The sequence below is a fragment of the Armatimonas rosea genome (assembly GCF_014202505.1).
In the GTDB taxonomy this organism is placed as follows: domain Bacteria; phylum Armatimonadota; class Armatimonadia; order Armatimonadales; family Armatimonadaceae; genus Armatimonas; species Armatimonas rosea.
The window spans coordinates 33,773-60,245 of the sequence record NZ_JACHGW010000009.1 but is presented as its reverse complement, the minus strand read 5'-3'; the positions used below and the strand labels follow the sequence as shown (position 1 = coordinate 60,245).

Here is a 26,473-nt window from a genome sequence, read left to right as displayed (position 1 = left end):
ATGTCCTCCTTTACAGCTCCTCGTCCACAGGGGCGGGCGGCATCACATGATCGGCGTAGAACGCAGCGAAAGCTTCCGCAATCGCATCTTGCTTGCGGTACTTTCGCTTTGCGTCCAGTCGGTTAACGCGCTCCACGTAGTCGTCCAGGTACTTGTTCAGCTTGGCGGACACCCGGATTGTCACCACCGCAACCTCATCGTCCCCGGCAATCTCCAGCGCCCGCGTCAGGCGTCCTTCTCGCTCCGATCCTTGGCTGGCTCTTGCTGCCCCCTCTCCTGAGCCCTTCGTGCGTTTGGGCGTGACAACCTTCGCAGGAGCGCTCTCACGCTCTTTCGTTGCTTCGTTTGAAGTGTCGCTACTTCGTGCGTTCTCAGGTTGCTGCGCTACAACGTTTGTTGGTTCGTTAGTTTCTTCGTTGTAACGTTGTAACGTTGTAACGTTAGTTTCATTGTTCCTTGTTGGTTCTGCTATAGGGAGAGGGACCTCCTCAGGGCGAGGGGCATGTTCAGCATTTAGCTCTGATAGCAGCAGGGCTGCCTTCCCCTTACCAGGCATCTTAAGGCCACCACTCATTTCTTCGCGCCTTTCTTACTTGGTTTTGAGGTTGATTTTGCGTCTCGGTCAGTGTTGCTCTCGCTCTCTTTCCAGCCCTTGAAGGCAAGGTCGTCAAGAGCATCGGAGATCGTTTGGTCATCCACTGTTTTTGCTCCCATGGCAAACGCGTTAAGCAGGGCATTGTCACAGAGCATGCAGAGCCGACGGGGTACTCCCTTCGTGATGTTGTAGAGTCGCCGGTGAAGCTGCTCCCCTGGAAAGAGAGTGTCGAAATTACCACCTGCAACCTGAACCCGATGGCGCATCATCGCCACCGCATCCTGAAAGGAGAGGGGGTTGAGCGTCGAACCATGTGCGATCCTATCCCTGAGCGCTGGCTTGTAGGTGAGCTTGCGTGCGATATTAGGCTGGGCCAGCAAGACGATCTGGATCAGCTTGTCCTTCTGGGTCTGTTCGTTGCTAATGTGAGTTAGGGTCTCCATGTTCTCGGCGGAGATCGTCTGGGCCTCGTCAATGACTAGAACTGTGGTCTTTCCGCTCTTGTAGTTGCCGACGAGAAAGCCTCGGAGAGCATCCCAGTTATCCGACTGGAAATGGGCGGCCTCCTCACCAAAGTGTGCCAGAATCAATCTGAGAAACTGGGATGCAGTGCGCACGGAGGGATTGGTAATATGAGCAACGACAAGAGACTCATCGTCGCGCCAAGCATTGAGCATGAACTGCGAAACCGTGGTTTTCCCAGCTCCTACCTCGCCCTGGAGAAGAAAGATGCCTTGCCGCTCCTCGACGGCGTACTGAATCTTAGCGACGGCGAGCTGATGCTCCCGCGTGCCATAGGCAAACTGCGGGTCAGGGGTCGCGGCGAACGGCTTCACCTTAAGACCGAAATGTTCCAAGTACCCAGACAAACTACCTGCCTCCCTCTTTGTGGAAGTCGCGATTGTAATTAACTTACAATCCTGTGATGCGCGATTATATCTATCGGCTGGGTGACTTGTCAAGCTCACTATTTTCCGCGTGAAAAAACAGGAGCGCTTCCTCAAAAAGTGTGGATGCGGGCAGAGTGGGTAGGGCTGTAAATAGGAGAGCATGGCTACTCACTATCTGCCGGAACTACAGATTCCTATCCCGCCCACCCAGGCAAGCGGTGCACTGTTTTCGTTCTCGTTGTTTGGCGGGCTCTCCCCACGGCTGGGAGCCTCAGCCAAGCCCACACTCCCGGAATGCCTCCTGGCTTACCTACTCGTACAGCCAGACCTACGCGCTCCACGAAAAACGGTCGCATCCGTGCTGTATCCAGGGGGCATACCTGTGAGGCGCTCGAAGGACTCTGGCTATAACGCGATTCAGGAGAACTTGAAGCAGCTCAAAAAGGGTTTTCCCTTTCCTGTACCTTTGGCGCAGGGGCTCTGTGGAGAAGATGGCGGGGAGGTGTACCTGAACCCAAAGCTCTTCACCGTAGATATCACCCTGTTTCGGAGACTGGTTCAGATCACTTCCTCGCAGGTGCCACGTATCGAGCTAGTTGAGGAGCTCCTCGAAGCCGTTGAAAGGTATCAGAGAGAGCGATTTCTGCAAGGGTGGGATTTTACCTGGTGTGAGCACTACCGGGACGAAGTCCATCAGGGCCGGGATCGGATGCTCATGTACCTACTGAGCCCCTGCCGTACTTTCCTCTCCGAGGCAACTACGCTGCGGTTACAGGAGGCTCTTTATCAGAGCAAGCCGGTTCTGCGACGATTACGCTTACTTGTCGAGGAGCAGATGCAACAGGGACGCTATCGTGAGGCACTGATGAGCCTCTACCTCTATAGAGAGAACCACGAGAAGGAAGAGGCTGCTGAGATCGAGGCACTGGAGGCTGAGGTTCGCCGTCGAGATCCTGAAGTGGGTAACGTTCTGCTGGTACAAAACGCGCTTCAGTACGTCGAAAAACAAGCTCGGGCACCACAGGTGCACCTGCTACGGCCAGAGCACTTACGGGAAATTATCGAGAATTTGACTCGCATCGCGGAGCAAGCTCTCGGGGCAACCCTTGCCCCAGCGGGGATCAAAGATCGGAGTGCACTAGATGCTTTATGCGAGAAAGTACGAACGATCCAAGATGCTCTGACGCAGTGCCAAGCCGTGAGTGAATGCCTGCCTCTGGGTATGCGCCTTGCACGAACACTGGTGGCACTCTGGAGCATCCAAGGGAACTGGGTAGCGGCGCGAACTTTGATGGGGGAGCTTATTGAAGTGCCGTTTCACTATCCCCCCAGTTTGGAGCGCGTCCTCGTATTAGACGGACTTGGGATACTTGCCTGTCAGATGCGCGACTTCCGAGAGGCACGTGATCTCTTCTACCGCGCACTGGGAACTGCGGCAGAGATTTCCGACCCAACAGAGCGTCTCCGAGCCGAGGCACGTCTGCGCACCTCTCTGGCGTTCCTGTATCAGCATCAGCCAGAAACGGATCTGGATCAGGCAGAATTTCACCTCGCACAAGCACAGAGCATTCTAACAACACTAGAGGATAAATCCGCAGTGCTCTGGGGACTCCATGGGCTAGGCAAACTCTACAAAGCACGTGGTGAGAGCGGGAGAGCTAGAGAGACGCTTCGGAAGTGCATCTCCCAATGTGCTCTTTCCGAAGTAGAGCCACGGGCCGCAGGCTATTCCTATCAGATACTTGCTGAGATCGAGGCGGAGGAGGGAGACTATAACTCTGCCCTGGATTTTTTACACAAGGAGATGCGCCTCTTTCAGAAGCTAGAGGATAAAGGGGGCATTGCGGCTACACTGGATGGGTACATCAACCATGCCCTTGCCATCGAGTCATGGGAGCAGGCAGCAACCCTTCTAGGAGCCTGCAATGCTTGGCGGAAGCACATCGGAGTGCCCGGCTGGGAAACGCGCGATACCTTTGTCAATCAGTCCCAGCACCGGCTTCGACAGACGCTCTTACCTGAGTCATTGGAGACAGCGTTAGCCCGATTTGGCCAAATGCCTGAATCAATTGATGAGGCGGTGACATTTGCCCTTGGTGAATGCCAGTAGAGATGGGTTTCGAAGAAATATCCTATCTCTTCCTATATTTCTGTATCTATTTCCTATTAATGACTTCTACACTCCTGCTTTCATCCTAGTGGTGAAGAGGCATAAAATAGCTCTGTTGATCAATATGCATCGAAGTATGTTGGTTGATATCTAGAGGCATAACATTATGTAGCTTCTGGAAAGGAGGAGTGTTATGAGTAGTGGTGTTAGAAATAGAGCTGATACCGGTCTGGTTGCTCGTGTGATCAACCTGTCAGACGTAAGAGCCGTTTGGCAGATGTTTGAGAAAGAAGCAAGCGCTCTTATCGATAATAGTGGCGTCCCTGTAGACTTTAATGTTGATAAGGCATTATTAGAAGTTGGAATGATGGCACTGAAGAACGTTATTTCTTATATTGAGGTGACGTTTTACATCCAAGAAACCATCGTTCGACGCTATACTTTCAACATTTCTGATGAGAAGCTTCAAGCATGGGGACCACCCGCTGGTCAACCGCCACAGCCCCGTTCGTATCCCGAAGGAACCAAAGTACGGCTCTCCGTGACTGTCCGTGAGGGATGTAGAGAGGAGGCTAATAAGCTCTTTAAGGAGTTTGGATGGGTAACTGGAGAGCAACTCTTGGGAGGTGGGAAGGCAAATCGCTACGGCACCTTTGTAAGTGGTTCCTACTCTTGGGGACGCGCTGTTTTTACCAATCCTGAATTCGAAGAAAGGTTTAATCCGTAATGAATACTCAAAATACTGACGCCGAAAATCCTAGCTCTCAAAGAGATAATCATCCTATTGTCCTCTGTTTTACGACAGAGACTGGCCACAAAGTTGGCAGCACTACACTAAAAGAAGTGAATATGGCTCCTACTGGCACAGATATTGGCGTGTCTCTGGCTTCACAACTCCCCAGTCAGATGTCTGATCTCATGCAGAGCGTCTTAACGACAATCCATTTAGAGGGATTAGTGCCGGTTTGGTCCTATGATCGTTTGGAGATCGAGGTCAGCAGTGCGCTGCTAATGTCGGGAGATCAACCCATAGGCACTCCTTATGAGCTGAACATCCTCGTTCGTCCCTCTGAAAATCCTGCGCCAGCCTCCCAGGAACCGCTCCCGGAGGAGATTATGGGACCTACACTACAGGCTCCAGGAGCCAGTAATTCCTCCCTAAATGAAGTGCTCCCCCCAGCCAAAGCCGACGACGACAGTGTTAGCTTTAGTCCACCTTCATTTTAAAGGTAATGTGCTCCTTCTGTCAGTTTTCTGTGCAGAACTGACAGAAGAAAGGATGATCGTGAACAATGAAAACTCCATTGGCAGCACCCACGCTCAAAAACGGTCTTGGGCCACAGGGCTTTAGTTTCTTAAATAACGGGTCTGCATCTCTTGCAACTTGGAATGTGGCCATCATCCGCACTCCGGGGCTTGGTGACTCGGCCTGGAATGCGAAGCTCTCTGAGCGTTTACAGCCTCTCCTTGCTGAGGAGCTGCGACGCGATCCACACCAACGCCGGGTCACCTTTCGGCTTTCCCCTTTACATGAGGCACAGTTCACTCTGGTCTCTGGTACCCCAACACCGGAACGACTGGGCACCTTTGCCTTTACCCCAGGCTCTGAGCCGAAGCCCATTCGAGCAGTAAAGTCCGCGGATGAGGACATGCCTCCACTGGCAGAGACTCTCTTGCCACACGAGGGTATTCAGCGCGATGGACAGCGACTGGTCGGCCTCGATCCCATTGTGGAGGAGCTACTTCTGCAAATGGCATGTCAGTGGGATGGGGCGCTCCAAGACTGGTCGGAGCAAACACAGCAGCCGGTTCCTGAAGACCTGGAAGATTCCTTGACCAATGGAGTGGCCCTAGTGCTACTGCACGGTGATCCCGGCACGGGGAAATCGGCCTCGGCTCGCTTCGTCTCGGATTACTACTGCCGTATTAAGGGCATCACGGGCAGCATCCTGACCCTAACCACTCAGGCACGGGGCAATGGCTTGGTTGGCGACTTCGCCGGAAACATCTGGCGAGCGTTTGACCAGCTACGCGCTCTCCCCGAGGGGAGCCTGAAGGTCATGATCGTGGACGAAGTGGAAGGGATGGCCGTGCGTCGCAGTGAGCAGCAAGCACACCACGAGGAGAAGGCGGCGACCGACTCGTTCCTCCAGGTCGCCGATGAGCTTGCTGGTGAGTCTCGCATGATCATCTTCCTGACCACCAACCAGCCCGATGAGATAGACCCCGCACTACGCCGTCGCTGCATTGCAGAGTTTGGCTTTGGACGTCCCGGCCCGGATGCTCGGCGCGTGCTTCTCGCCCGGCAGCTTCCTGCCTTCTCTGAGGCGCAGCTCGACGCCTTGGTGACAGTTTCCGAGGGGATGACACCTGTGGATATTCGGGCTGCGCTACGGGGATGCTACATGGCCGCCGTTAGCAAAATGGAGCCTCTTGCCTTTGAGGTAGTGCAAGAAGTGCTCTCACAAAGGCACCGCACTCAGGCTGTCTGAGGCAGCAAGAAAGGTCTCCACAGCATGGATCTCTTCGATCTGCTTTTTGGGGTGCGCGATCTGGCGGAGGAAAAGAAAAACAATGCCAGGGTGCGCCGCATCCAGTCTGAGAGCCGTGTCCTTGATGCTCACACCAGTGTGGTTCAGTCGCAGCGAGCACTCGACGAAGCTTTACTGGAGTCTCGGCGCTCGCTTACCCGTCAGGAGTTTGAATCACGCACGGATCTCGCCTTCCTGGAGGCATCCCTGCGTACACGCCTTGCGGATGCGATGGGTGAGTCAGAAGATGCTCAGAGGAAGTTCCAGCTTCGTCAGTACGCACGCAGCTTACCAGCGGCAGATGCCATCGCCTTTCTGCAAGGCGAATCCCATCGTGAGCAGGCATTGGGAGACTACGATGCGACGATTCGATTCCTGCGTCAGGGCACGGGAGGCTTACCGCCGCGTCAGCTTCCCGCACCACCGCCACCACGCCCTGAACCCGATCCACCACCACCGCCTCCTCCCGATCCTCCCATTCAGCGGCGGCTTTCTCAGGAGGAAGTAGATCGTCGAGCCTTCAAAGCCGTGAAAGACATTAGTGCGCTGCCCAAAGAGAAGCATGAGACTGCTTGGGAGGAGTGGCGCAAAAAGCTACGCACTGAGGTTCCTCCTCTGGTCGCTGAGGAGATTGCGAAGCGCGCAGAAACACTGCGCACGATGGCACGTTGATCTGAATGTTGCCAGTTGATCTGAAGCACCGCCTCGGGCTGGGGGAATGCTTCATCACCAATGCCAGCCTTGACCGGAGCTGAAGCTCTAAAGGAAAAATAATGATAAAAAATCACTTTCACATCATTTTCACGCACAATTCTAGTGTCGTCGCTACGCGTTGTTTCTATGAAGCCGCAAAGCGATATCTTGAGGAGTCAAGCGAGCTTGCTTTGGTTGAGGATATGGATAACCTTGTTGCTGCGGTCATTAAGTTTATTGAATCCTTTAATGTGGAACCTGATATACCACCATTAGATTTAGCACTCCTGATTGGAAAAGGATTAGCGAATAGAAACACTCTAAAGGATGATTTTTGCGAAATTGAAATTCCGATAAAAGATCTAAATGGAAGAGGGATGCGATATGGAGGTTCACACATCGATGAGGGCGAACCATTCGAATGTTCTTTAGAGTTCGAGGAGAAAGCTCCTGTTAAGAGAAAGGGGCTCACCATCCCAAATGCCCTCGATTTAGGCCCTTTGGACTTGCCCGATCCACAAGAACCTGTAGGGCAGCCCTTGGACTTACCCTTACCACCCCTTACAGGAACAGATCTGAAATTGCCTTTACCACCATCGGCTAGGTGATTTTAAGTTTCCCGCGTAGCCAGCCGCTTAGATTCCTAAGAGTCTATGCCGCTGGCTATCGTGTGCAGAGGAGAAAGGCCCTTCGGACAGACTGGGAAAACGGTGTGACATTTTCCTTATCTTTACACGAATCCTTATTGGATTCGCATAAACCTAAGTCTAATCCCGACCCCCGTCCGTCCGACTCCGACCCGCTCAATCCCAATACAAAATCCAAATCATCGTCAAACCCGATCCCATTATGAAAACCAAACAACCATGCTAAATGAAAACATAGACGAAGACGCCTCTAAAAAGGCGAGTGCCGCGGGACGCGGCAGCGCGGAGCAAAAAACGGACAAACCGTCCTCGGATTCAGATAAACCCGCTTCCGATTCAAAACGACATCAGGATCTCGACATTGTCGTTGGGCAGCTAATCGGTCCGCCTTTTGTCACCACCCCAAGCTTCATTCGGGAGTCGGACTATCCCGCCGCTCATGCGGAGCGCCCTTGGGTTCGCGCCTGGCTTGCGCGAAACGAGGGAGTTCGCCTGGAAGGGCGGTCAGCTCCTGCCGCTCAGGGCAACCTTGCGATCCTACCGGGGAAAGCGGAGCTGAAACACTACCTCCTAGCGGGGGCTAGTGGTTCGGGTAAGACGCGCCTGGCGCTCCACATCCTACGCCAGCAAATGGAGCAAGGTTGCTCTGTGGTGTGCATGGATCCGAAGCTCGATACGATTGAGGCGCTGGTCTCAGCGGCGCGGGAAGCGGGGATACCACCAGAGCGAGTGACACTGATCTTGCCACAAAAAGGTGCGCAGGGCGCACCCGGCTGGAATGTGCTCACGGGTAAGGGACTTCCGGTGGATCAGGCGGCGGCGGACTTTGTCTCAATTCTGGCGGGAATGGCCACTTCATGGGGGCCACGCATGAACGATATTCTCATCTCTACTTTAGTTGTCGTTGGAGAGCATGGCCTGTCTCTTTACGAGGCGGATCGATTTCTCTCTTTGGAGGAGTACCGCGCTGCGTTGCTGGCACGTCCTTACACCCCGCAGAATCCAACGGCTTATCAGGAGGCACGTAACTACTTCATCAACGAGTTCAACCGCATGTCTCCCTCGGAGCGAAACGGGGTTATTGCCCCGGTGAAATCGCGCCTGCGTGAGATTCTCCGTTCAGAGTTCTTCCAGGCACTGCTCTGCCCCAAGGAGAACACGCTGGATCTGTTCTCGCTCTGGCACAAACAAGGCGCGGTCTTTGTTCACTTGGATCGCACGAGCCTTGGCGATGATCTAACCAAGCTACTGGGGGGCCTGATCGCCCAGCGGCTCTACCGCACCGCAATGCGCTCACGAGGGCCGGTTCCCGTTGTGTTCTCATTGGATGAGCTGGGAGCGCAGGCACGTTTCGTGGGACGGGCACTGATCGAGATCGTGACCGTTGCTCGGAGCCAGGGAATCCGGCTCCTAGCTGCCTTCCAGAACTTGGAGCAGCTGGAGGGCGAGCTGCTCGCTGCACTATTGGGGAGCACGGCAGCCCGAATCTTCTTTCGCCTCTCTTACGCGGATGCTCGGCTTGTGGCTTCGTCGCTGTCCACGGGGGCTGGGGGTGGCATTCAGCGACTGCGGATCGGCTTACCGGTAAAAGACACTCCTTACGAGACATGGGAACATCCGATCCTTGATCCCGATGGCGAGCTACTTCGCTTAGATGAAAAAACTTACCAGAGTCTTGGTTTGATGCTGAGGGGCTCTGCGATTAGCCCACTTATGGTTGTGGATGAGCTGGCGATGCAGTCAGGGATTGAGAGACTCTATGTTCGCACCTGCGATACGGGTGAGGCTGTGGAACTTGCCCAATATGTCGCTGGAATTCCACAAAGTGACTACTTTATCACCGGCCCTGACTTGCGCCTAGTCGTCCGTTTCCCTCATCCCCGCATGAGCGGCCTGGAGCGTTTTACAGATGCCGATCTATCTCAGCGCTGGGTGCGAGCGATCCAAGATCTAAAGACGCAACATGCTGTCTTTAACGAAGTAGGGACGGCTCCCGAAGTCATTCGGGTTGCCGACGTGGCGATGCCTGTGCCTGGCAACGCAGCAGATCAGGCCTACATCGAAGCGGCCCTTGCGGTAAGCAGTCCTTTTGAGGAGGGAGCCGTCAGTGTGGGAGCCTGGCGCGACGCCCAGATAGAGCGTGTGACGTGCGGCGAAAGCTCCGATGAGAGCCGAGAATCCAATAGTAGTCATGAGGAAAAGGGGCAGACGGAGGGGGCCGAAAAACCAACAAACGGAGTGGCGGGTGATGGAAGCATCTGAGGTTGTCGTGGTGGAGTCAAAGCGGACGAAGCGCCGTGGGCGCTATGTGCGTGAGAAAGATATGTCAGGGATGCTCCAGCCCACGGGACGTCAGTGGCGGCTCCTGCGCTGGCTTGCCGCGTACCGAATCCTCTCGGTGCCTCAGATCGCGCTCCTCGCTGGACGAAGGCCCCATACCGTCCTACAGCAGCTTCGTGGGCTCTTTGATGCAGGCCTGATCGAGGTTGTGCCCGCGAACCGTTCGACTCTCTCCCGTACGGAAGAGCCAGATGATGCGTCGCTACTATTTGGCTCGGCTCCCAATATCTATGTGCCAACCCGCCGTGGGCTCACGATGCTGCTGGAGCGAGGGCTCATCCGGGAGGAGGAGGCTCAGCGGCCAGGCTACACTTTTGGCCCTCGGAGTTCTATTGCCCTGCCTCATACTCTCTTCATTCGTGATGTCCGCATCTGGCTGGAGCGAACCAAAGCCAGCTATGGAGGGGATCATCAGGTAGTCCGCTGGCATGATGGTGGTGATGCGAAGCTGGATCTAAGGCGCACCGAAGCTCCACTGCGGGTGGAGCCAGACGCCTGGTTTATCTATCAGTTTCAAGGTGGTAAGATCCCACGCGTTTTGGTGGGGTTCGTTGAGTGCGATCGGGGGACAGAGCGAGGCTCCCAACGCTGGCATGAGAAGCTCAGGAGCTACCGGCTACTCTTGAACGGCCAGCGCTTGAAGGAAATTACCGGATATGAAAGAGCGCGAGTGCTGGTTTTAACACTGGACTCAGGGCGACGCGATCAGCTACAGGAGGTGATCAAGGAGTTTGACCAAGCCAACAACCTTGGCGGCTCGTTCGCTGAGCGCTTCTGGCTCGCCGATAAGACTGCCCTGACACAGGAAGGATTCGCGAGTGTCTGCTGGAGTAACCCGGGCACCCCGTCTTTGAGGAGCTTTCTAGATCTTTGATTTTGGCTTAGGCCAGAGGCTGATTTCAAACTCTAGTGCCTCTGCGACTTGCACGAGTCGCTCCAGATTAACACTGCGGTAGCCTTCTGTTTCCCAGCGCGCGACGACGGACTGATGGGCTCCCAAAAGGTCGGCAAGCTGGCCTTGTGAGAGATTCCTCTCCTTGCGTGCGGTGACCAGGATTGCACCGAGCCACTCTAGGGGGACAGGAATGTTTGAGAGAGAGTTCGTATTTCGATAAGTATCCATAAAGTGATGAAAATTGTTGTTGAATCAATAATAGCATTATTGTTATTATTGTCAACTGAAATTATCGATGAATTTTAACCTGATAATTACGAATTTCAGTGTGTATTAAATGCTTGACTTCAATAGCAATAATGCTATTATATAAGTACTGAATGACAGGTCGATCATTCAGGAAGAAATTCCAAAAGCACCTTAACAAGACGAAATGGAGAACACCATCACTCTCGTTTCCTCGGCGGCTATGCTGAGCCTGATCTTCGCCATCACGGATCCCCGGATGACCGACTGGTTCCTCACCGCAGGGAAACAAAAAAGAGCGCAAACCCGGAAAGGAAAACGCTCCTCACGACAGTAACGCAACTCGCTGAGACTGTCAAGCGAATCGGGCGGCATAACCGCCGCCCGATCCACGCTTTTAGACGCTGCGTCTTCTTCGCCCAATTTTTTCGTCTTCTGAGAGCCGATTTCTCCACTATTTCGATGTGCCAAAGGTACTTGACATAGATTTATCGTCTTGCTATTGTTATGTTGGGAAAGAATAATAATAGGGGGGTGTTAGCTGGCTATGCCGCTCTCTCGAGACCGAGAGAGCGGCATTTTATGTGTGCGATTTTACTTCCAGCACGATCAGTCCCCGGAGCGATTTCCCACAGGTTTTCCAGCCCGCTCTCTTGAAGCAGCACCCTGGATTCACGCTACGGACTCTGGCAGGATCAACGTAGGTATAGAGTCGCTCACCCGGCCAGCGTCTCCAAGCCAGGTGCATCGCCTCACGGATCAGGCGGCTAGAGCGATACCTGCCCTCGTTGCGAAATACGGCGCAGCAGACCCCGCTCTGGCCGTCCTGACTGTAGAGCATCCTGCGCCAAGCAAAGACCGCATCGCCTTTTTGCGACAGGAGGACGAGCTTCTCACCAGGCCCGACAAACAGCGGAAGTCGCGTTTTGGACGAGCGCCTGCGAGAGCTGTAGTGGCGCAGGTAGAGCGCCAGCCCTGCTGGGTCGCCGTCCTTGGTAGCGTGCCAGATGCCACGCTGCGCCTGCGCCATCATCGCCCAGAGGCATTATCATATCGAATAGGGGGATTACCGCTCAGTCGCTCCGTTGCGATCTGGTAGTAGGCTCGGCTTGCTTCGATGCCAACGTAGCAAAGCCCACAGTTTCGTGCGGCAAGGAGGGTAGTACCTGACCCGGCGAAGGGATCAAGGATAGTGCCGCTTGGCTCGACGATCTGGAGCAGCTCTTCCATGAGTGCGAGTGGCTTGCCCGTCATATGAAGCTTCACACCTGGTACTTCAACCCTATAACGAAATACCCCAGGTAGCGTTCCTACGTGTCGCCGCGTAGGAAGCCGCCCTTTCGCTCCCCAGACGATGTACTCGGCCTGGGCAGCGAACCTCCCCATCTGCGGCCTGCATGCTGGTGTCTTGTCCCAGACAGCGACTCCCAGCCAGCGCCACCCCGCCCATTGCAGGAGCGTGGTGAGCAAAGGGAGCTGCCTCCAGTCTATGAAGATAACGATGGGGGCACCTTCCTTTGCCACCCGCTTGCATTCCTTGAGCCAGCGATAGGTCCACTGCGCCCATGCGTTTTGGTCCATGCTCTCGCCCTCAAAGTCCGGCCAGGTCGTCTTCTGTCGGCTCTGCATGTACTTGACGCTGGCGGGCCTGGCTCTCTCGCTCATGGTCATCCCTCCCGAGCAGTAGGGTGGGTCGGTCACGATGGCATCGAAGGTTTCGGACTTGAAGGTTGGCAGTATCTCTAGCGCGTCGCCGTGGAGAAGCCGGTCACGGATTCCCCCCTGCGTGTCCCTCATCGCTCCCTCCTTGCGCGACTCGTGAGAGGTTTTAGACCTTGGAGCCGCTCCCGGATCTGCTGCTTGGCATGCTCTATATCTTCCGATCTGGTGCTTCCTACTTCTTCCTGACCACCTTCTGTTTTCGGAAATCGAAGACTACGGAGAGAAGAATATATATCTTCCGTAGTTTTCGATTTATCGACTGCACGGTCGGCTTTATCGGCCATTGATGAGAGTCGGTAGAGCAAGACTCCCCGATGGAAGCGGCGAGCCTCTGGGGTCGGGAGGCGCTCCCCTGTGACTGTAAATACCTCCAGTAGCCCCTTCTGGATTAGGGAGTCAACTGCTGCCGAGACCGCTTCGCTAGCCCGTCCCGTGCGTGCCTTCAGCTGCGAGTGGGAGAGCCAGTCAGCGGGTTTGCCGCCACGTCCCACCGTTTGTCGTGCGACGATCAGGAGGAGGCGAAGCTCCGTGTCTTTGAGCCGGGGCAGCCATCTATCCAGAATCGTGCTTGGAATAGAAACCTCCTTCTCGCTCATTGCAAATCCCAGCGAATGTCGGGGAGGTCTTCGGACACCTCGACGGTCGTTGTAACGTCCACCGGCTTTGGATCATCTGCGCTCGGCTTTGGATCATCTGCGCTGGCCTGCTCGGGCGACGGATAACCCGTGGGTGGTTCGTAGTGCCCCCGGATCGCTGCCACGACAAAGCGAGCCGGCGACTTTGCTCCGCGCAGTGGGAGCCAGTCAAGTTGCTGGAGCGCTTCTTGGGCGCTATGCTCGGTGAGTAGGCCTTCTATCTCCTCACGGGGCACGCCTAGGCTGTAGAGCCGCCTGCGAGCCTCACCCTCGGGCGAAGCATCGGCCTCTCGTGGATCGTGTCCTAATGCCTCCTCAATCTCTCGTTCGACCTCTGCCCGTGGCCTTGCGTACTTGGCACGGCTGGCGGCGATAATGGCCTCGCGTCCTGCTGGAACGTAGCTCAGTGGCTCAGGGACTGGCTCCCCGGTCTCCTCAAGGTGAGCATTTAGAATGACCTTGTGGACATGGACTGCGGCCTTTGGCGAGAGCATATATCCGTCCATCCCGCTCTCCCTGAGTAGTGGGATGGCCAGCGGTGCGCCCTGCCAGTGGAGTTGTGTAAGGGGTTCCATAAAGTCACGGACACTGCCCGCCGAGATACCCAGCACCTCGGCGATCTCGTGGATCGTGGGATGGATATCTCCGTTTGGTGTTAGGAAGCTCAGTAGAGTCAACAGTGGTCGTGCTGCACCGTCAGGGAGCTCTGTGAGCAGTCCTGATGTGCGGAGAGTGGGAGCGAGCAAAAGCTTTGCCTCTGGGACAAAGCGCCGCCCACCCTGATCAGCCTGACGGTGTTCAATGACAAAAGGAGTGGTAGTTGTAGAAGGAGTGCTGTTCATAAAGTGATAGTTAGCTGCTGGATGCCTTCCTGGAGCCGCCTCAGGAGTCGCTTGAGGCGCTGTCGGTCGGCGAAGCGGAGGGTTTGGGGACGGGTAGCTCCTTCGAGAAGGCGAAGGAGTAGACGGACAAGCTCGTCGCAGCGAGCAACGTAGAAGGTCGCCTCGCGTGATTGATCAGTTGTAGTAGTGGTCATGATGAAATGATTTAGCGAATGGTTTTGTAGTAGGCGCTGTGGCGCTGGCGGATTAGGGGCTGGCTCTTTCGCTCTGTGGCGAGAGGGATGAACTCGGGGTTTATCTCGTAGCCCACGAAGCGCCGTCCGAGATGGTGAGCCGCCTTGCCCGTTGTGCCACTGCCCGTGAATGGATCGAGCACTAGGTCATCCTTGTAGCTGTAGAGCTCAATGAGACGTGCGGGCAGCTCATCAGGAAATGGGCAAGGGTGAATCTCCTTGCTGGCGGGTGGAATAGGCAAGATATTCCAGACCGAGCTTGCGATCTCGAAGACGTAGAGCGGCCCGGTCTGAAGGCGGCTCGCCTCGCGCTCCTGAAGCGTGCGCCCCTCGTAGATGCCAGGGCCGGGCTTCTGGAAGATGAGGAGCCACTCGTGGTTCTTGTTGGGGAAGTAGTAGCCAGGATAAGGCTTCTGGATCAGGGTGCCAGCTCGCCTGTCGTAGGCTCTCCAGCGCCGCCAGATAAGCTCCTCCTTGAGCTGGAATCCTAGGTTCAGTAGCCGGATTGTCAGATCGGCGGGAAGCGGCCTGAGGACTCCTTTCTCTCGTGTGGAGGCGACATTGATGGCGGCATGTCCTCCGGGCTTGAGGACGCGGAAGGCTTCAGCAAAGCAGCTTGTCAGCAGCTCCAGCAGGCTCTCGTAGCTCTGCGGGGTGCCGCCGTGGGTTTCTCTGAGCAGCGCGGGCTCCATAAGGGAGTCGTTTGGCTGTATCCAGTAGGGCGGGCTGGTGACGATAAGGTCAATTGAGTCGCCGAGCAACTCTGGCATCGTCTGGCAGGAGTGGTTGTAAATCGCCCAATCGGCATTGGTCATACTACTGGAGGTTGTAAGGAAGTGAGCAGGACGGCTATTGCAGTCATGGCGAGGAGTGCCAGGACGATGTCCTCGGGCTCAGAGCCGGTGGTAATCCTAAGTTTTGGCGGGAGCAAGTGAACGCGCCGACGACTTGGAAACCAGAGAGGGATACCTGCTTTGGTTGCTCCGTCAAGGGCGAGGTGGCTTGCGTAACCCAGCAGCAACGCGATGGCGGCTTCAGGCTCCAGGTAGAGTGCGATGGGGAGACCAACGACTAGCCCGGTGAGCACAAGGCCGAGCAGTGAGTGAAGTAGTCCGCGATGTCCTAGTAGGCGGTGCAGCGCGAAGGCAGGCAGCGCAAAGGGTGCGATCCCCGTGCCGAGTGTGAGGTTCTTGATGCGCGATTCTCTGGCATCGAGGTCAGGCAACAATGCTCCCAGCCCTGCCGCGATAGAAAGCAGGCCTATGCTCTCTATAGGTACGAATGGTTTGAGTAGCCAGAGAGTTGCCAGTCCTCCAGCTAGGTGAGTTCTCCAGGTCAAGGTGTCCTCCCTGATCAAAATGGTTGGTCGGATGGATCTTGCCGTAAGGCAGGTCTTCGCCATAGCGAAGATCGATTCTGTCGAAGGGAGACGGTAACAACGAGGTCTCCGTCATATTTGCCCTTGACTTGATCTGGCTTCTCCTTCATCGGGACTCCAGGCCGGTTTCCCTGGCTCTTTCGCTCCAAACCCTTGAAGAAGTCCTCGTCGAGCTTGCCACCTTTCGTGACGCCGATTCGGTACTGGCGTAGTAGCAATGCCAGCTCCTCGCCGCTCATGAGGTAAAGCGGCGCGACCATGCCCTGGGTGCCGGTGATGGTGGGGGAGTAACCCGATGTGGTGATGAGCATACCCTCGGCAGCTCCTTGGCGAAGGCAAACCCCGCGTAGCTCGTCCACGGCTCTCTGGAAAAGGCGCTGATTCGGCTGGAACTGCTTGAGCTGAAAGGCGATACTTCGCTTTCCCGCCGCGCTGACATAGGTTGCGGTGAGGTCTACCCCGCCTGCCCGATTTCGACCTTTCCAGTCGGTTCTGCCAGCGGGTTGTATATCCTGGTAGCCGAGTTTGTCCAAAAGACTTGCGATAGTCAGGGTAAAGGCATCGAAGGGAAGCTGCCTGAGCCGCTCGAGAAGTGTCTCCGAGGGCGAGGTGGTTTGAGAGAGATATCTCATAGGGGAGTTGTGTTGAATAGTAAGCTGTGGTGAATTGTAAAAGGAGCCGTTTTGCTTTCTTTTTACTTTTCGGTCTGCTAAGAAAGAAGAACCCCGGTAGTGGGCAGTGCTTTGGAGATTTCCCTAAGAGCGAATTCTTTATCGGTAAGCGAGGGTCTGAAGCCTCTGCGTACCGGACAGGTGCACCACTGGCCGGGGTCTTGGTTTTTCCAGTGTTCGTGCAATTCGCACGTCTGCTCGTTCCATGCTTCTGGGGGGAAGCATCCGCCGCAGTCGAAAAGCCAGCAAGTAGAGCCCGTGGGATAGGTGCCATCCAGTGTGAAAATCTCTCCGATATCGATGGGCTGTCCCGATCTCCTAGAGATAGCATCGGTGACGGCTTGCGCTAACTTGAAGGAAGGGCACTGGGTACCGCTGGCGAGGCGGACAATGGTTGAGCGTGCGACGCCTACATCTGTTGCGAGACGGGTATAGCCGTCTGTGCTGTACCAGGGGACATGGGTAAGACAGGCCCGGAGTCGGTTGCCGACCCCCGACGACGATACTACGGAGTACCGTTTCATAGGAGTGAATTTAGGGTTGAGAGTGCCGCGCGTGGCTTTTTCATGATGCCTTGCCCTTGCCTGTGTGGGCAACGTGCGTTGCGTCAACGCACGCTACTTTTTGCGTGGTTTGTTCCGTCCTCATTGCAGGCGAACCAATTCCTCATTGGGGGGCGAACAAATCTGGTGGCATAGTTTGAGTCCCGCGCCAGTGCGCAGGAGTAAGAAACGCCAGTACTCTATACCTCCTCGATCCGCTCGTACATCCGTCAGGGCACGCTGAAGTCGTTTCGTGTGGCTGGGCTACGAAAGGTCTTGATCCAGCGCTCCGATCTCTTGGCGCTTCTGGAGCCAGCACGAGCTACCGGGCTGTAGATCCCCGCGGAAAATGTAACGGAAAAGGAACCATTATTTGGCACGAGGTGACCGCAGCCAAAGTGTCCTAAGCATGCTCGGAATATTTCACTAGTAGCAGCAGAAAATCGGACAAGTAGGTATGATTTACTGTCTGAGATCACTATGCTTTTGAAACATACGCTACGATGGCTCGGTGTCGAGCTGGTCGAAGTCAGCCCTCTGGAAAAGGGCATTGCCCTTATCGGGGGTGGGCTTGCGGTCTTTCTCGTAACTCTGTTCTCCCTATGGATACTTCCCACTGAGGGAGCTGTACCTGTTATCGCCTCGACCGGAGCGAGTGCAGTTTTGCTTTTTGCTGTGCCGCACGGACCGCTGTCTCAGCCATGGCCGGTTGTGGCGGGGCATGTCGTCTCTGCCCTGATCGGGGTGGCTTGTGGACGCTATATTGGGTACGCCCCCCTGGCCGTTGCCTGCGCGGTCGGACTCTCAATCGGGGCGATGCTCCAGCTTAAGTGCGTTCATCCTCCCGGCGGAGCGACGGCGTTTACTGCTGTGATGGGAGGAAATGCGATTCACCAACTCGGGTTTCGTTTTGTCCTAGCACCGGTTCTCCTTAACGCAGTGGTGATGGTACTGCTCGCCATTGTCCTGAATGGGGCTTTCCGCTGGAGGCGCTACCCGGCTACCCTGAACCGCCTCAAGGAGCTTCCGGTGAGCGTAACATCCGAGCAAGAGCACGCGCAGGTACTGGAGGCAATCCGCTCTCTCGATTCGTTTATTGACATTACGGAAGACGATCTGATCCGCCTGGCGACACTTCTGAAAAAACAATAGGCTGATTTCTAACACTGCTCAAATACGCCATTCAGGTGAAAAACAGGACATGTTTATCCGATTTAATAAGGCAGAATATTTCCAATGTACGAGTGAGGTTTGAAATGATACTTGCGGAGAAAACCCTTGGAGAGCTTGTCGCCGAGAACCCATCGCGTTCACGGCTCTTTGAGAAGCTAGGGCTGGACTACTGCTGTGGAGGGAAGCGTACACTCGGCCACGCTTGTGAGGCCAAACAGCTTTTCCTCGATGAAGTGGTGAGTCAGCTACAGAGTGAGGTGGATCCCTCCACGGTGGAGGAGAACCCGGCAGAGCTGCCGCTCCCGGCACTATCGGATCACATCGAAGCAACCCACCATACCTACCTTAAGCAGGAGCTCCCTCGAATCTCTGGTCTGCTTGCGAAAGTGGTGAAGGCACATGGACGCACACATCCCTTTCTGATCGAGCTTCAGCAAGCGTACGAGCCGTTTCGCGACGAGCTGGAGCAACACATGTTCAAGGAAGAGCAGGTACTTTTCCCCTGGATTCGGCAAATAGATAGTGTTCCTGTGGCAGAGCAGCGCCCAGCGCTTTCTGGTCCCATCTCAGTGATGGAGGCAGAGCATGAATCGGCGGGCGAAGCGCTGGAAGCTTTTCGTTATCTGACAGATAGCTACCAGGCTCCTGAAGATGCCTGTGGGACTTTTCGGGCGCTCTATGATGCACTGGCGACTCTAGAGCGGGATATGCACCAGCATGTTCACTTGGAAAACAACGTGCTCTTTCCCCGAGCACTGGCGAGGTGACCTTATGATTCAGCTTGGCGCTCGGCCAGCGGCAGGTTTCGATGATCCACTCCGGATGCTCTCCGATTGTCACCGCCGCATAGAGTGGTTTTTGGGGAGTCTCTACAATGTCGACCAGGTAGCCGGAGAGACTCTCACGCCCGCTGAGCGCCAAGCACTAGAGTCCGCCTTGGGCTACTTTGCTACCTCAGGTGTTGTGCACACGCAGGACGAGGACGAGTCACTCTTCCCTCGGTTGCGGAGTTGTGCCGACGACCACCCCTGCGTCCACGCGGTGCTGGAGACACTGGAGCGCTTGGATCTTGATCATCAGCTTGCCCACGAGGAGCACAAGGTGGTCGAGCGGCTCATACAAACTTGGCTCCGTGATGGAATGCTGACTCCTGACTCCCGAGAAAACCTGAAGCTGGTTCTGGAATCGCTCCGTGAGCGCTACCGTGGGCACATTGAGCTTGAAGATAGTGTGGTCTTTCCTCTGGCACGCACGGTGCTCTCCGCAACGGTAATAGAAACGGTGGGAAAGGAAATGCGCCAGCGCCACACGAGCTACCTGCGATGATTCCCTTGCCCCTGGCTCTTGCCGACTCCTTTGGGAGGCGCTTAGAGTACCTCCGAATCTCCCTAACAGACCGCTGCAACCTGAGGTGTGTTTACTGCATGCCTGAGGAAGGTGTCCCTTATGGAGACTTGGACGATGTTCTGACCTTCGAGGAGATCGAGCGCGTGGTGCGTGTGCTGGCAAGTGCGGGCCTCAAGAAAGTGCGGCTCACCGGTGGCGAGCCGTTGGTTCGGAAAAACACGCCGGAGCTTACCGCGCGGCTCGCTGCCATCGCGGGAGTCCACGAAGTGACCCTAACGACCAATGGGATTCTGCTCGCACGGGATGCTCAAGCGCTGTGGGACGCGGGTATTCGTCGCCTCAATCTCTCTATGGACACGCTCCAGCCCGAGCGCTTCGTCAAACTGGCGCGCCGTGCCGAGTTCGCCCGCGCCAGGGAGGGACTGGAAACAGCTCTGGCTTGCGGCTTCTCACCCCTCAAGCTGAATTGTGTTCTTATGCGCGGTATCAACGACGATGAAATCGAAGATTTCGGGCGGCTCACCCTGGAGCGTCCGCTCTCGGTTCGTTTTCTGGAGTACATGCCCATCGGCCAAGTCAGCAATGCCCAGTGGCGCGCACAGTACGTACCCAACGACGAAGTGGTCGCAAGACTGAGAGCGCTCTGGCCCAATCTAGAGCCACTCGAAGATGCTCCAGAGAGTACGAGTCGAAACTTTCGCATTCCTGGGGCACTAGGCACAGTAGGGGTAATCAATCCCATCAGTCATAAGTTCTGCGAGGGCTGTAACCGGCTGCGGCTCACCGCCAATGGCAAACTCGTTCCGTGCTTGTCGGATAACTTTGAGTACGACCTCATGGGGCCATTGCGTACTAGTTGCACGGACCATGAGCTCCTAGAGCACGTTGCCACCGCTCTCGCGCACAAGCCTCTCCAGAGTGACTTTGAGGGACGTCTGGTGTATGGTGGGAGCCTACGCACCATGTCGCAGATCGGGGGGTAGGGCTCCTACGAGAGGAGCCCTTTGAGGGTGAGTATCCCGATCCCTAGGATTGTTACAATCGCCACATCAATGATCCAACGGCGCTTTGCCGGGTGGCGGGACTCAGAGCGGTCTAGCCACGGGAGCGCCAGCATTCCTGCGATCATCCCCATCGGAATAAAGAACGTCCCGACAGATTCAAGCTGTGGCGGCAGGAGCTTAAGCAGCTCATAGAGACCCAGGAAGTACCACTCGGGCTTGGGGGTAAAGTCTACCCGCGCTGGGTTAGCGACCTCACCGAGCTCTGGCTTGGCGAGGTAGGCCAGCACTAAGAGCCAGCCGACAGCCACGAGCAACACCACCGCATCACGGAAGAGCTGAGTGGGATAGAACTTGACGGGCTTACCCTTCTGCTTGGTCACCGGCCCCGCGATATGGAGCCGCCGCACGAGGTAGAGGTGGGCCGCGGTGAGCCCCATCAGAGCGAGTGGAAGTGCCATGATGTGGATAGCGTAGAAGCGAGTTAGGGTCAGGGCACCGACCTCGTGACCACCACGCACCAGCACCACAAGCTTATCGCCCACTAATGGAACCGTCTCGACCATGCGCGTCCCCACGACCGTCGCCCAAAAGGCTTTCTGATCCCACGGCAGAAGATACCCGGTGAAGGAGAAGGCCAGCATGATGCCAAAGATCAGCACCCCAAAGACCCAGGTCAGCTCGCGCGGTTTTTTGTAGGTGCCCCAGAAGAACGTCCTCAGGATGTGTAGGACAATCACAATCACCAAAAAGCTGGAGCCGTAGTGGTGGATTCCCCTCACGATCGAGCCCATCCAGGCCCTGTTATTGATGTAGCTCACGCTCTGGTGGGCATGGTCTGGGCTGGGTACGTAGTAGAGCGTGAGCATGAATCCACTCACGAACTGAAAGACCAGAAGCGTGAGGAGCAGGTTGCCCAGCGTCTGCCACCAGCCTACGCCAGCAGGCATGGGCTCATCCAAGTTTTTCTGGACAAAGCCGTACCAGCCGGTTCGCAGGTTCAGCCAGTCGCCCAACGAAGGACGCTCACGGTGCAGGTCGTCGTGGCCAGTTTTGTGAAAGATCGCCATGATACTATGCCTTTCTTATCCAGATGCGCCCACCGTCCGTGCGCGTTGGGATTTTTGTCAGTCCACGAGGAGGTGGCCCTGAGACCCGCTCACCATCGCTGTCGAAGACGCCGCCATGACAAGGGCAGATATAGCGATCCCGTTTTTTCTTGTACTCGACATGGCAGCCTAGGTGCGGGCACGAGGGGTCGTAGGCGACCAGGCGCGAGCCCTTGCGACTGACATAGACACTGGCATTGCGCACCGACTTCATGTAACCATCGTCCACCAGCATCTCAAAGGTGACATACTTGGTCTCTCCCTCTGCGAGCGCACTGTCATCGAGAACAGCGATCCAGTCCCCCGTGGCGTACTTACGTCGCAGAGGGTCTACGAGAAACGCGAGCGCAGGTAGCGCTATAGCCGCCGCCAGCCCTGCATTGATCAGGCCGATCAAGCTCCCCATCACCTTTCGGCGGGTGGGAGTCTCAGGGTCGGGTTCGTGGTTGTAGTGGGGTTCCATAAACAGCCTCCTTGAGCTTACGGGTAGTACCGGATCGTGAAGTTGTCCGCCTTGTCAGGAGCGACCTCACGAAGCAATCCAGCAACAATGCGCTCCGACTTGTGGTGTCTGCCTGGTGAGGGTTCGCGCTCAAAGCCCAGGCCAATCCCTGCTGTCGTGACCGCCTCCGTCAGGCGCGTCATGGCGATGAGCGCAGGGACGACAAAGGCATGGGCGAAGCGGGTGAAGGGAGCCGAGAGGAGCAGAGTCGCCACCAGAACGAGATGGACAAGATAGGTTGGTAAGATCCAGAGGTTGGCTCCCAGCACGCCAAAGAGCTCGGTGAGAAACCCTGTGATCAGCGCGAGCGTCATCAGGTTGACAAAGGCATAGTCACGCCCAAGTGTCAGCCCATTGTCGATGTACTCGTCTTTCCGGTAGCGAACACGGACGTAGGCAAGGCCCATGAGTAAGAGAAACCCTGCTGTATTCGCGGCGATTTTCAGGGGATGCCCCTGCCCAAGATCCGCACGGGTTGGGTTGAAAATAGACATCAGAAAGTCGGTGGCTCCCAGCCCCATAAAGCCGTAGAGCATCAGGCCATGCATCGCCCACCGGTGCTTACTCTTGCGCCAGAGCGAGCGGACAAAGAGTCCCTCTACGATCACGGCATGGAGAGCGATTTGGAGCGTCCGGCCCCAGCCGAGCTTGCCAAAATAGGGCGTCAGGCGGTGGATGCCAGCACAGTCCAGCCAGTAGAGTAGGACTTTCAAGCCCAATAGGAGCGAGACAATCCCAATGAAGGCAAACCCCGCCCCGACATTCTGCGTGGTGAGCAGTCCAGCGATCTTGAAGGCCAGCGGCACCTGCGACTCATCGCGTGGGGCGCTCTTGGCGAAGGCATAGATCGACTGCAATTCGTCATCGGCGAGATCTTTCGATTTCGTGGCGGGCATCATGCCCTTGCCATGGCGGACGAAGTGGGCGAATTTTTCGTAGTCCAGCTTGGTCTGTGCCAGCGGTGGCCCCATGCCTCCCATTGCACCATTGCCGTGGCACCCCGCGCAGCTTGATGATATCCAAGTCTCATGGTCACTGGGATCCACCCCCTGCGCGTGCGCCGTGCCCAGCGTGAGCAGAATTGCGACAAACAAGAACGTCAAGACTTTGGTCGCCGCATCCCGGAGCTGTGCCAACCCCTCATAGGGCTCGCCAATGGGCTCTGGCTCTGCTGTTCCTCCTAGTGTGCGTACTTCTTGCTCCGCCATCGGGCCAAGGTAGAGGTTCGCAGGCTCGGTGCCACACTCCGGCAAAAGATGAAACGCCTCACGGCCTGTCTGCGCTTCCTGATTGACAATGTACTCGGATATCTCGCTCTCCGGGTCTTCCAGATCACCAAAGATACGGGCATGGGTCGGGCAGGCCACCACACAGGCTGGATTCAGACCCTGGTCCACACGCTGGGCGCAGAACGTACACTTGCGGGCGACATTCTCCTTCAGCCGTGGCTTGACAAAATCCCGCTCGTAGGCGCGATCCTCGGGGAGATACCAGGCGTCTTTCTCGTTGAGGATGATATTGCCATAGGGACACGCGGAGACACAGGCCCCCGTACCCCGGCAACGCTCCTGGTCAATCAGCACAATTCCATCGTCGCGCTTATAGATCGCCTTGTTGGGGCAGGCTTTCAGGCAGGCTGGATTGTCACAGTGGTTGCAGAGCACCGGGAGATAGAGGCGCTGGACATCGGGGTAGGTGCCCGCTTCGATATTTAAGACACGGGCAAAGAAAACATCCGCTGGGGTGCCGTTCTCTTGCTTGCAGGCGAGCGTACAGGCATCACAGCCAATGCAGCGGGTCAGGTCAATGAGCATTGAGAGGCGAGCCATGGGTCAGTCCTCTACTTTCTTGACATCCACACGGGTGTCTTTCCAGTGCTGCCCCGGCGCGTAGACTGCGGGCAGGTAGTAGGCTTCGTGGGTGGGCTTGATACGCTGATGAGTGTGGACGCCGTGGTACTTGCCCTTGCCTAAGTACCGATCCCACCAGCCGTGATCCACACAAACCACGCCGGGCTTGATCGTCTCTGTGAGCAGTGCCCAGACCCGGTAGCTCCCGTTGGTGTTGAAGATCTCCACCGGGTCGCCATCACGGATGCCGCGCTTGAGGGCATCGCGCGGGTTGAGCTCCACGATGGGCTTGCGATTGAGGTTGATCAGCAGTGGATTGTTGGAGTGGGTCGAGTGAACCCGCCACTTGGAGTGTGGGGTGACAATGGAAAGCGGGAGCGCTTGGTCCTCGTCAGAGAGGTGCTCAAAGGTCGGTCGCCAGTGGGGAAGGGTCTCCCCGAGCTGCTGGTATATCGGCTCCTCCTTGTAGAACTCCATCCGGCCCGTCTTGAGAAACTCGCGCTGCTGCTCCACTTTGAAGGGCAAGGCACGTGGTGGAAACGGGACTTTGTGAAGGAGCTGGTCGTCGAGGCCGATCTCTGGGTCATGAACATTGAGGCGCACGGGACCTTGCTGGAGCTGTTTCAGAGTGATTCCCTCCGTCTCCTTGCCCGCTGTCTTGAGCAGAAGGTCAATAGCCTCAAGCTCTGTCATCTCAAAATAGCGCGCTTTTTCGGGATCAATGCGCTTGAGCAGCTCGCGCACCATCCAGAACTCACTCTTGCTGTCGTACTGCGGTGAGACCACAGGCTGCTGAAGCTGCAAGTAGGGGTGGCAACCCGTGCCCACGAGATCGTGCTTCTCCCAGAATGTCGGGGCGGGGAGGACCACATCGGCGTACTCACAGGTCGGGCTCATCGAGAAGTCCACGGCAACGAAGAGCTCTAGCTTGTCGATGGCGTCTTTGAAGGGGCCGGAGAACTCCGTCACCAGTGGATTGGCATGCGAGACAAAGAGCGCCTTAAAGCCGCTTTTGGGGTACTTGATCTTGGGGTGGATCGTCTCCGTGGGACCACCCATTGCAAAGTAGTGCATCGGGACGAGGTTGGGGCGCTTGCCATCGGGGTACCAGAAGCCGCTGATATCGATGCGGAAGTGGTGCTGGCCGGAGTAGATCGAGACCCCGGAGCCCGCCGTGCCGTACTGGCCTGCAAGTGCGGAGAGTAGCAGGATCGAGCGGATAGTCAGGTCGCCATGGAGCCGATGGTTGATCCCCATCCCGATCAGGATAATGCCTGGCTTGGTCGTGGCGTACTCACGGGCCACTTGGCGAATGGTCGCGGCAGGAATGTCACAGAGCGGCGCGACCGTCTCGGGCTTATACGCCTCCCGCATCACTAGGTCTTCGAGCAGCTCGTAGACGGGCGTGACTTTGACAGCTTTGCCACCAATGGTGATGGTGCGACTCCCACGAAATGCTGGGCGGACAGCTTCGGGTAGCGCTAGCGTCTCGGAGGGCAGGACAAAAAAGTCGGCGGTGGTTTCGTCCCAGACCACAAACTCATTCTCGCCGCCACGGCCCAGATCGCTGGCCCGCAGGCGCATGCCGGTGTCATCACGGATCAAGGTGGAGAGATCGGTGAAGGTGCGCAGGAACTCCCAGTCCACCAGCCCTTCCTCGATAATCGTGTGGCACATCGCCAGCGCCAGAGCACCATCGGTGCCGGGGTGTACGGGCAGCCAGAGATCCGAACCCTTGGCGGTTTGGGAGCAGCGCGGGTCGATACTGACGATCTTGCAGCCGTTTTGCTGCTTGGCCTCTTTGGTCAGAAAGTGGGCATCGGGGATGCGGGTCTGAAAGATATTGGCCGACCAGAGGAGGGCGTACTTGGCATGTCCCCAGCTCTTGGTTTCACACTCAATCGAGTCGATGCCGAGGGTCTGGGTGAAGCCCATGGCGATATCGCCGTTGTAGTCGTAGGCGGTGGCAAAGGACATCCCTAGCAGTGCCGCCATTCGAATCTGGGCACCTTTTTGGACATAGCTTGTGCCCACCACTTGGTTAAAGAGGAGCATGGACTCTGGTCCATAGGTATCGCTGAGGCGCTTCATCTCCCCTGCGAGGTGATCCAGCACTTCATCCCAAGTGACTTCGCGCCACTGCCCCGAGCCGCGCGGCCCAGTGCGAATCCGGGGACGCTGGATACGGTCTGGTCCGTAGATAAGATGCGTCATCGACATCCCCCGCAGGCACCCCCGAGGGTTGTACTCCGCACAAGGATAGTCCGCCGCCGGCTTGAGATCCACAATCACATCATTGACGACGGTGGCGTTCCAGCCGCAGGCTCCTGTGCAGTTGGGACTATCCGTGGTGCGGATAATCATCGCACCCTCCGGTGGTGGAGGGGACGAGCTTCGTCCCGGAACCCCAGCGCGCGTTGCCATTTCTTGCCTCCTTCGATAAGAAAATCGGATAACTTTGTCCTGTTTTATAAACAATGCTTTCTTGGGTGTCCTCCCCTAAACGGCGTATTTAGCAGGT

Annotated in this window: 27 protein-coding genes; 13 read left to right on the top strand and 14 right to left on the bottom strand. The window is 56.4% G+C overall.

The window, feature by feature from the left end; translation table 11 throughout:
- Window positions 1-10: 10 nt before the first annotated feature.
- Complete coding sequence (locus tag HNQ39_RS28265; RefSeq protein ID WP_184203958.1) at window positions 11-574, bottom strand: hypothetical protein; 564 nt, start codon at window positions 572-574, stop codon at window positions 11-13.
- Entirely contained in the window at window positions 571-1,431 is an 861-nt protein-coding gene (locus HNQ39_RS28260) for an AAA family ATPase (RefSeq protein WP_184203957.1), read from the bottom strand. Before HNQ39_RS28260 ends, HNQ39_RS28265 begins: the two co-directional genes overlap by 4 nt.
- 481 nt (window positions 1,432-1,912) lie before the next feature.
- Between HNQ39_RS28260 and HNQ39_RS28255 the strand changes: the two genes are divergently transcribed.
- The 8 genes from HNQ39_RS28255 to HNQ39_RS28220 all read left to right on the top strand — a co-directional run bounded on the left by HNQ39_RS28255 (window position 1,913) and on the right by HNQ39_RS28220 (window position 10,680).
- The gene (locus HNQ39_RS28255; protein WP_184203956.1) at window positions 1,913-3,595 is read left to right on the top strand and encodes a tetratricopeptide repeat protein; all 1,683 of its coding nucleotides are present in this window, start codon (window positions 1,913-1,915) and stop codon (window positions 3,593-3,595) included.
- Window positions 3,596-3,788: 193 nt separating this feature from the next.
- Window positions 3,789-4,322 carry a hypothetical protein gene (locus HNQ39_RS28250; RefSeq protein WP_184203955.1) on the top strand — a complete coding sequence of 178 codons (534 nt, stop codon included), beginning with the start codon at window positions 3,789-3,791 and terminating at the stop codon, window positions 4,320-4,322.
- Window positions 4,322-4,822, top strand: coding sequence for a hypothetical protein (locus HNQ39_RS28245; protein WP_184203954.1), 501 nt, complete (start codon window positions 4,322-4,324; stop codon window positions 4,820-4,822). Before HNQ39_RS28250 ends, HNQ39_RS28245 begins: the two co-directional genes overlap by 1 nt.
- A gap of 422 nt (window positions 4,823-5,244) precedes the next feature.
- Window positions 5,245-6,087, top strand: coding sequence for an AAA family ATPase (locus HNQ39_RS28240; protein WP_184203953.1), 843 nt, complete (start codon window positions 5,245-5,247; stop codon window positions 6,085-6,087).
- A gap of 24 nt (window positions 6,088-6,111) precedes the next feature.
- Window positions 6,112-6,798, top strand: a complete 687-nt coding sequence (locus tag HNQ39_RS28235) for a hypothetical protein (protein ID WP_184203952.1) — start codon at window positions 6,112-6,114, stop codon at window positions 6,796-6,798.
- A gap of 101 nt (window positions 6,799-6,899) precedes the next feature.
- A complete protein-coding gene (locus tag HNQ39_RS28230) occupies window positions 6,900-7,427 on the top strand; it encodes a hypothetical protein (RefSeq protein WP_184203951.1) in 528 nt (175 codons plus the stop codon).
- 258 nt (window positions 7,428-7,685) lie between these two features.
- On the top strand, window positions 7,686-9,728 hold the full coding sequence (locus HNQ39_RS28225) for a type IV secretory system conjugative DNA transfer family protein (protein ID WP_184203950.1): 2,043 nt from the start codon (window positions 7,686-7,688) through the stop codon (window positions 9,726-9,728).
- Window positions 9,715-10,680, top strand: coding sequence for a replication-relaxation family protein (locus HNQ39_RS28220; RefSeq protein WP_184203949.1), 966 nt, complete (start codon window positions 9,715-9,717; stop codon window positions 10,678-10,680). The genes HNQ39_RS28225 and HNQ39_RS28220 overlap by 14 nt, the downstream gene beginning before the upstream one ends.
- Here the strand turns inward: HNQ39_RS28220 and HNQ39_RS28215 are convergent.
- The gene (locus tag HNQ39_RS28215) at window positions 10,669-10,929 is read right to left on the bottom strand and encodes a helix-turn-helix domain-containing protein (RefSeq protein WP_184203948.1); all 261 of its coding nucleotides are present in this window, start codon (window positions 10,927-10,929) and stop codon (window positions 10,669-10,671) included. The genes HNQ39_RS28220 and HNQ39_RS28215 overlap by 12 nt on opposite strands.
- 205 nt (window positions 10,930-11,134) lie before the next feature.
- Here HNQ39_RS28215 and HNQ39_RS28210 point away from each other — a divergent pair, with 205 nt between their 5' ends.
- Entirely contained in the window at window positions 11,135-11,284 is a 150-nt protein-coding gene (locus HNQ39_RS28210) for a hypothetical protein (protein ID WP_184203947.1), read from the top strand.
- 243 nt (window positions 11,285-11,527) lie between these two features.
- On the opposite strand, the gene HNQ39_RS28205 is transcribed toward HNQ39_RS28210, so the two are convergent.
- From HNQ39_RS28205 to HNQ39_RS28175, 7 genes are all read right to left on the bottom strand, one after another.
- Window positions 11,528-11,980 (bottom strand): hypothetical protein, encoded by a 453-nt coding sequence (locus HNQ39_RS28205; protein WP_184203946.1) that lies wholly within the window; start codon window positions 11,978-11,980, stop codon window positions 11,528-11,530.
- Window positions 11,977-12,744: a DNA-methyltransferase gene (locus HNQ39_RS28200; RefSeq protein ID WP_184203945.1), complete on the bottom strand. Its 768-nt coding sequence runs from the start codon at window positions 12,742-12,744 to the stop codon at window positions 11,977-11,979. The genes HNQ39_RS28205 and HNQ39_RS28200 overlap by 4 nt, the downstream gene beginning before the upstream one ends.
- A 517-nt stretch (window positions 12,745-13,261) precedes the next feature.
- Window positions 13,262-13,981 (bottom strand): hypothetical protein, encoded by a 720-nt coding sequence (locus tag HNQ39_RS28195; protein ID WP_184203944.1) that lies wholly within the window; start codon window positions 13,979-13,981, stop codon window positions 13,262-13,264.
- Between the two features lie 161 nt (window positions 13,982-14,142).
- Window positions 14,143-14,340 carry a hypothetical protein gene (locus HNQ39_RS28190; protein ID WP_184203943.1) on the bottom strand — a complete coding sequence of 66 codons (198 nt, stop codon included), beginning with the start codon at window positions 14,338-14,340 and terminating at the stop codon, window positions 14,143-14,145.
- 11 nt (window positions 14,341-14,351) lie between these two features.
- Window positions 14,352-15,194, bottom strand: a complete 843-nt coding sequence (locus HNQ39_RS28185; RefSeq protein WP_184203942.1) for a DNA-methyltransferase — start codon at window positions 15,192-15,194, stop codon at window positions 14,352-14,354.
- Window positions 15,191-15,718: a metal-dependent hydrolase gene (locus HNQ39_RS28180; protein WP_184203941.1), complete on the bottom strand. Its 528-nt coding sequence runs from the start codon at window positions 15,716-15,718 to the stop codon at window positions 15,191-15,193. The genes HNQ39_RS28185 and HNQ39_RS28180 overlap by 4 nt, the downstream gene beginning before the upstream one ends.
- Window positions 15,719-15,732: 14 nt before the next feature.
- Window positions 15,733-16,389, bottom strand: coding sequence for a restriction endonuclease (locus HNQ39_RS28175; RefSeq protein ID WP_184203940.1), 657 nt, complete (start codon window positions 16,387-16,389; stop codon window positions 15,733-15,735).
- Between the two features lie 1,061 nt (window positions 16,390-17,450).
- Between HNQ39_RS28175 and HNQ39_RS28170 the strand changes: the two genes are divergently transcribed.
- The 4 genes from HNQ39_RS28170 (at window position 17,451) to moaA (ending at window position 20,473) form a co-directional block, all read left to right on the top strand.
- Window positions 17,451-18,122 (top strand): HPP family protein, encoded by a 672-nt coding sequence (locus HNQ39_RS28170; RefSeq protein ID WP_184203939.1) that lies wholly within the window; start codon window positions 17,451-17,453, stop codon window positions 18,120-18,122.
- A gap of 92 nt (window positions 18,123-18,214) precedes the next feature.
- Window positions 18,215-18,910: an iron-sulfur cluster repair di-iron protein gene (gene ric, locus HNQ39_RS28165; RefSeq protein WP_184203938.1), complete on the top strand. Its 696-nt coding sequence runs from the start codon at window positions 18,215-18,217 to the stop codon at window positions 18,908-18,910.
- Window positions 18,861-19,469, top strand: coding sequence for a hemerythrin domain-containing protein (locus HNQ39_RS28160; protein ID WP_343075993.1), 609 nt, complete (start codon window positions 18,861-18,863; stop codon window positions 19,467-19,469). The genes ric and HNQ39_RS28160 overlap by 50 nt, the downstream gene beginning before the upstream one ends.
- On the top strand, window positions 19,466-20,473 hold the full coding sequence (gene moaA / locus HNQ39_RS28155; RefSeq protein ID WP_184203936.1) for a GTP 3',8-cyclase MoaA: 1,008 nt from the start codon (window positions 19,466-19,468) through the stop codon (window positions 20,471-20,473). The genes HNQ39_RS28160 and moaA overlap by 4 nt, the downstream gene beginning before the upstream one ends.
- 5 nt (window positions 20,474-20,478) lie before the next feature.
- Here the strand turns inward: moaA and HNQ39_RS28150 are convergent, their stop codons facing one another.
- From HNQ39_RS28150 to HNQ39_RS28135, 4 genes are read right to left on the bottom strand one after another with little or no spacing between them, the layout of a single operon-like run.
- Window positions 20,479-21,561, bottom strand: coding sequence for a cytochrome b (locus HNQ39_RS28150; RefSeq protein WP_184203935.1), 1,083 nt, complete (start codon window positions 21,559-21,561; stop codon window positions 20,479-20,481).
- 4 nt (window positions 21,562-21,565) lie between these two features.
- A complete protein-coding gene (locus tag HNQ39_RS28145) occupies window positions 21,566-22,063 on the bottom strand; it encodes a QcrA and Rieske domain-containing protein (protein WP_184203934.1) in 498 nt (165 codons plus the stop codon).
- Window positions 22,064-22,080: 17 nt separating this feature from the next.
- Complete coding sequence (locus HNQ39_RS30425) at window positions 22,081-23,931, bottom strand: 4Fe-4S dicluster domain-containing protein (protein ID WP_184203933.1); 1,851 nt, start codon at window positions 23,929-23,931, stop codon at window positions 22,081-22,083.
- A gap of 3 nt (window positions 23,932-23,934) precedes the next feature.
- The gene (locus HNQ39_RS28135; protein ID WP_184203932.1) at window positions 23,935-26,376 is read right to left on the bottom strand and encodes a molybdopterin-containing oxidoreductase family protein; all 2,442 of its coding nucleotides are present in this window, start codon (window positions 26,374-26,376) and stop codon (window positions 23,935-23,937) included.
- Window positions 26,377-26,473 lie beyond the last annotated feature (97 nt).

Coding starts and splice junctions, on each gene's coding strand:
- HNQ39_RS28265 (WP_184203958.1), bottom strand. CDS start 574: ATGAGTGGTGGCCTTAAGATGCCTGGTAAGGGGAAGGCAGCCCTGCTG.
- HNQ39_RS28250 (WP_184203955.1), top strand. CDS start 3,789: ATGAGTAGTGGTGTTAGAAATAGAGCTGATACCGGTCTGGTTGCTCGT.
- HNQ39_RS28245 (WP_184203954.1), top strand. CDS start 4,322: ATGAATACTCAAAATACTGACGCCGAAAATCCTAGCTCTCAAAGAGAT.
- HNQ39_RS28240 (WP_184203953.1), top strand. CDS start 5,245: ATGCCTCCACTGGCAGAGACTCTCTTGCCACACGAGGGTATTCAGCGC.
- HNQ39_RS28235 (WP_184203952.1), top strand. CDS start 6,112: ATGGATCTCTTCGATCTGCTTTTTGGGGTGCGCGATCTGGCGGAGGAA.
- HNQ39_RS28230 (WP_184203951.1), top strand. CDS start 6,900: ATGATAAAAAATCACTTTCACATCATTTTCACGCACAATTCTAGTGTC.
- HNQ39_RS28225 (WP_184203950.1), top strand. CDS start 7,686: ATGCTAAATGAAAACATAGACGAAGACGCCTCTAAAAAGGCGAGTGCC.
- HNQ39_RS28220 (WP_184203949.1), top strand. CDS start 9,715: ATGGAAGCATCTGAGGTTGTCGTGGTGGAGTCAAAGCGGACGAAGCGC.
- HNQ39_RS28215 (WP_184203948.1), bottom strand. CDS start 10,929: ATGGATACTTATCGAAATACGAACTCTCTCTCAAACATTCCTGTCCCC.
- HNQ39_RS28210 (WP_184203947.1), top strand. CDS start 11,135: ATGGAGAACACCATCACTCTCGTTTCCTCGGCGGCTATGCTGAGCCTG.
- HNQ39_RS28205 (WP_184203946.1), bottom strand. CDS start 11,980: ATGATGGCGCAGGCGCAGCGTGGCATCTGGCACGCTACCAAGGACGGC.
- HNQ39_RS28200 (WP_184203945.1), bottom strand. CDS start 12,744: ATGAGGGACACGCAGGGGGGAATCCGTGACCGGCTTCTCCACGGCGAC.
- HNQ39_RS28190 (WP_184203943.1), bottom strand. CDS start 14,340: ATGACCACTACTACAACTGATCAATCACGCGAGGCGACCTTCTACGTT.
- HNQ39_RS28185 (WP_184203942.1), bottom strand. CDS start 15,194: ATGACCAATGCCGATTGGGCGATTTACAACCACTCCTGCCAGACGATG.
- HNQ39_RS28175 (WP_184203940.1), bottom strand. CDS start 16,389: ATGAGATATCTCTCTCAAACCACCTCGCCCTCGGAGACACTTCTCGAG.
- HNQ39_RS28170 (WP_184203939.1), top strand. CDS start 17,451: ATGCTTTTGAAACATACGCTACGATGGCTCGGTGTCGAGCTGGTCGAA.
- HNQ39_RS28160 (WP_343075993.1), top strand. CDS start 18,861: ATGTTCACTTGGAAAACAACGTGCTCTTTCCCCGAGCACTGGCGAGGT.
- moaA (WP_184203936.1), top strand. CDS start 19,466: ATGATTCCCTTGCCCCTGGCTCTTGCCGACTCCTTTGGGAGGCGCTTA.
- HNQ39_RS28150 (WP_184203935.1), bottom strand. CDS start 21,561: ATGGCGATCTTTCACAAAACTGGCCACGACGACCTGCACCGTGAGCGT.
- HNQ39_RS28145 (WP_184203934.1), bottom strand. CDS start 22,063: ATGGAACCCCACTACAACCACGAACCCGACCCTGAGACTCCCACCCGC.
- HNQ39_RS30425 (WP_184203933.1), bottom strand. CDS start 23,931: ATGGCTCGCCTCTCAATGCTCATTGACCTGACCCGCTGCATTGGCTGT.
- HNQ39_RS28135 (WP_184203932.1), bottom strand. CDS start 26,376: ATGGCAACGCGCGCTGGGGTTCCGGGACGAAGCTCGTCCCCTCCACCA.